The following is a 4,331-nucleotide window of genomic DNA, read 5'->3' on the forward strand; positions in this document are numbered from 1 at the left end:
TAGCGAAGAGCATACAAACCTAATTTTAATTCTGGAAACGGATATATAGACTATAGAGAAATCGAAAGATTATGCCCTAAAAACAGCTAACAACTGTATATCAAGAACATAGAGCTAGAAATATTGTCTGTCAGGTAAGTCGTATTAGCTAATACCCTGCGACAACTCTCATCCATGTTGAAATAGTAAGATAGATGCTAAAACGGATATTGCCAAGGCGTACGTTTGAAATAGTTTAGAAATTTTTAGGGCAGGATAAGGGTGCACCATAGCGCACCCTTTTGGAACATTTTTACTCTGCTGGCGCTGAGTAGGCTACATCAAGTTCTCGTGCAGCTTTAACATCATCCAGACGACGAACAGGTTGCGTATAAGGCGCACCTTTTACTGTTTCTGGTGTGTCTTCCGCTTCCTTCTGAATCGCTGCCATCGCCTTAACAAAGCCTTCTAGCTCGTCAATAGACTCTGTCTCGGTTGGTTCAATCAGCAAACACTCTGGTACCAACAAGGGGAAGTAAGTGGTCGGAGCATGGTAGCCGTAATCGAGTAAACGCTTGGCAAAGTCCATCGCCGTGACACCCAGACCTTTCGCTTGTTTGTTCATCGTCACAATAAACTCATGCGTGGCTCGACGCTCAGGATAGGCCAATTCAAAACCGGCATCAGCCATCAACTTAGCCATGTAGTTTGCACTCAAGGTTGAAAACTCACCAACTCGATGCAAGCCTTCTCGGCCAAGTAGTACTGCGTAAATGTAGGCTCGAAGAATAATCCCGGCATTACCCATGAAGGTACTTAGGCGACCGATGGAATCTACATTATCTGCTTGGGTCACCCAATGATAATTCTTAACGCCGTCTGCTTGCGCCTGACAACCCGCCATTGGCGTAGGCAGGTATGGTAGTAAACGCTCACCTACAGCAACTGGGCCAGAACCTGGTCCACCGCCACCGTGAGGTGTTGCAAAGGTCTTGTGCAAGTTCATATGCAGCACGTCAAAACCCATATCGCCCGGGCGTACTTTACCCAAGATCGCGTTCAGGTTCGCACCATCGTAATAAAGCAAACCGCCCGCGTCATGAACCGTCTTGGCAATCTCTTCGATCTGTCTTTCGAACACGCCGCAGGTCGAAGGGTTAGTCATCATGATCCCGGCTGTTTGTGGGCCAACTGCTTCTTTAAGCGCTTCCAGGTCAACATCACCGCCTGACTTTACAGGGATCTCTTTTACCTTATAACCACACATTACCGCTGTAGCAGGGTTTGTCCCATGAGCTGCTTCTGGAACGATAATTTCAGTTCTTCCAAAATCTTCACGTGCTTCGTGATAGGCTTTGATCATCGCAACACCGGCGAATTCACCTTGTGCACCGGCCATAGGGCTTAGTGATACACCCGCCATACCCGTCACTTCTTTAAGTACTTCCTGAAGCTCATAGACACATGACAAGTAACCTTGGCTATGCGACTCAGGCGCTAAAGGGTGACGAGATATAAAACCCGGCAAACTCGCTGCACGCTGCGCACCTTTTGGGTTGTACTTCATCGTACAAGAGCCCAAGGGATAGAACTGAGTATCTATCGAGAAATTCTTGCGAGACAAGTTAGTAAAGTGTCTCACAGTTTGTAATTCAGATACCTCTGGCATAAGCGCCGGCTTTTGACGTAGCAATTCCTGAGGAATCGTGGTCGCCTGGCTATCGGCTTTAGGAGGTAATTGCGCCGAAGCTGTTCTGCCCTGACTACCGTTTTCAAAAATCAACATTAGGCTTCTCCTCCTGCTAGCGCCCGGCTTAACGCGTTAGCGAATAAGTCCAGGTCGGCATCATTTTTCACTTCAGTCACACACACTAGAATACAGTTCTTCAAAGCATCAAAGTGTTGCTCAAGACCATAGCCCGCTAACACGCCCTGCTCAGCCATGCTTTCAAGTACTGCATCAGCATCGTTATCGACCTGTACAACCAGTTCATGGAAGAAGGCTTCGCCATTCAGCACTGACACTCCGTCAATTGCTTCAAGCTTAGCGCGCAATTTTTGAGTATTTTGATGACAAGCCATCGCTACCTGAGAAAGGCCCTTGTAGCCCATCAAAGACATATAAATCGTTGCTGCTGTAACCGCCAAGCCTTGGTTGGTACATATATTGGAAGTCGCTTTAGAACGGCGAATATGCTGCTCGCGTGCCTGTAAGGTCAGGGTAAAACCTTCTTTACCTTCCAGATCGACAGTACGACCAATAATACGTCCTGGCATTTGGCGAACCAGCTTTTCTTTACAACAGATAAAGCCAAAATACGGGCCACCCGATGCCATAGGAATACCCAATGGCTGACCTTCACCCACGGCGATATCGGCACCCTTATCTCCCCATTCACCAGGAGGCGTTAATAGCGCTAAAGCTGTCGGATTAACGACGCCAATAACCAACATGCCATTTGCCTGGCCCCAGTTGGTTAAAGCATTCACATCTTCCAACGAGCCAAAGAAGTTTGGCTGAGGAATTATCAAAGCGGCATAGTCTTGGCCAGCAAAGCTTTCTAACGCTGCACTATCAACGGCAAGCGCTTTATCGTCCATTGGCAATACATCAATGGAAATTCCCTGGTTGCTAACAATGTCATCAACCACTTGCTGGTATAGAGGATGTACGGTACCTGCGATCAGAGCCTTTTTGCTCTTGGACTTTCTGTTGGCACGAATCGCCATCAACACGGCTTCAGCTAGGCCCGATGCTCCGTCATACAAGGAAGCATTAGACATATCCATCGCCGTAAGCTGGCACATCATGCTTTGGTATTCATAGATTAGCTGCAAAGTCCCTTGGCTTGCCTCTGCCTGGTAAGGTGTATAGGCAGTCAGGAACTCACCACGCATCGTCACATCCCACACAGCAGCAGGAATATGATGTTCGTAGGCACCGGCACCAATAAAACATAGCGCACCTTCGTCTAATTGAGCACGCTCGCTCATTAGCCGCATCATTTCCATTTCGCCTAAACCTTCAGGCACACCATTCAGTGGTTTGGCTCGTAAGTGAGCTGGAATTTCATCAAACAGGTCATCGACTTTGTCGACACCAATAACATCCAACATCTTCTGGATATCGTGTTCCGTATGAGGAATAAAAGGCATTACACACCCTCTTTGCAGCGAGTTCCCAAAGCATTCACTCAGGAACTTAAAAAATAAAAACCTTTGCCGACTTGCTTCACCGAAATTGCACGATCTAAACAAGTATCACAAAGGTCTGAAATAATTAGCTGGCAAATGCTATCAGTTACCAGCTGAAACACTAAGTTTCTTAGTGCTCTTCTGCTTCACAAATTTCTTTGTATTCGTCAGCAGACAATAAGCCTTCAAGCTCTTGAGGATCAGAGATCTTCAATTTGAAGAACCAGCCATCATCATAAGGATCGCTGTTAACCGTTTCAGGCGAATCTTCCAAGCCTTCATTGGTTTCTAGAACCGTTCCACCAACAGGAGAAAAGATATCAGATGCTGCTTTAACTGACTCGACAACACCGGCTTCTTCACCTGCTTCAATGACTGCATCAACTTCAGGTAATTCAACAAATACCACGTCGCCCAGTAGGTCCTGTGCATGATCAGTAATACCTATAGTAACGGTTTCGCCATCTTCTTCCAGACGAACCCACTCATGGCTAGATAGATACTTCAATTCTCCAGGGATAAGACTCATGTTTTGCAATCCTCAAACTAAATAACAATTAAATCAAATACTAAAATAGTGAATAAATTTATTCTGGCAAGTTCCTGCTACATTTAAGCAACAAGCACGAGCTTTTTACTCGAATACTTTTTTACCATTACGAACAAAAGGCGGGCGCACCACTCTAACGGGCACCTGCTTTCCACGCATATCGACAGCACAACTATCTCCCGTCGCAGCAGGTACTCGCGCCAAGGCAACCGAGTAGCCAAGTGTAGGTGAAAAGCTACCGCTAGTAATTTCACCTTCGCCAACACCTTCAACAATTACTTTCTGATGGCCACGTAATACACCGCGTTGCTCAAGCACCAAGCCTACCAATTTGCTCGATACGCCCTGCTCTTTCTGCGCAAGTAGCGCTGCTTTCCCAATGAAGTCCCTGTCTTCTGAGAAAGATACTGTCCAGCCCATAGCAGACTGAAGCGGCGTTACAGACTCATCCATATCGGAGCCATATAGGTTCATACCTGCCTCAAGACGCAGTGTGTCTCGGGCACCCAGGCCACATGGTTTAACACCCGCTTCAACCAAAGCTTTCCAAAAGTCAGCAACAGCATCGCTTGGCACCATGACTTCCAAACCGTCTTCACCGGTATAG

At 46.8% G+C, this 4,331-nt stretch carries 4 protein-coding genes; all 4 read right to left on the reverse strand.

Annotated elements, in window-relative coordinates; genetic code table 11:
* Positions 1-292: 292 nt before the first annotated feature.
* Positions 293-1,765, reverse strand: coding sequence for an aminomethyl-transferring glycine dehydrogenase subunit GcvPB (gene gcvPB, locus A3766_RS14825; protein ID WP_068508146.1), 1,473 nt, complete (start codon positions 1,763-1,765; stop codon positions 293-295).
* Positions 1,765-3,135 carry an aminomethyl-transferring glycine dehydrogenase subunit GcvPA gene (gene gcvPA / locus A3766_RS14830; RefSeq protein ID WP_068508148.1) on the reverse strand — a complete coding sequence of 457 codons (1,371 nt, stop codon included), beginning with the start codon at positions 3,133-3,135 and terminating at the stop codon, positions 1,765-1,767. Before gcvPA ends, gcvPB begins: the two co-directional genes overlap by 1 nt.
* Before the next feature lie 169 nt (positions 3,136-3,304).
* Positions 3,305-3,703, reverse strand: coding sequence for a glycine cleavage system protein GcvH (gene gcvH / locus A3766_RS14835; protein WP_068508150.1), 399 nt, complete (start codon positions 3,701-3,703; stop codon positions 3,305-3,307).
* 105 nt (positions 3,704-3,808) lie between these two features.
* A partial coding sequence (locus tag A3766_RS14840; protein ID WP_304440968.1) for a glycine cleavage T C-terminal barrel domain-containing protein occupies positions 3,809-4,331 on the reverse strand: 523 nt, incomplete at its 5' end.

Source organism: Oleiphilus sp. HI0132 (genome assembly GCF_001635845.1).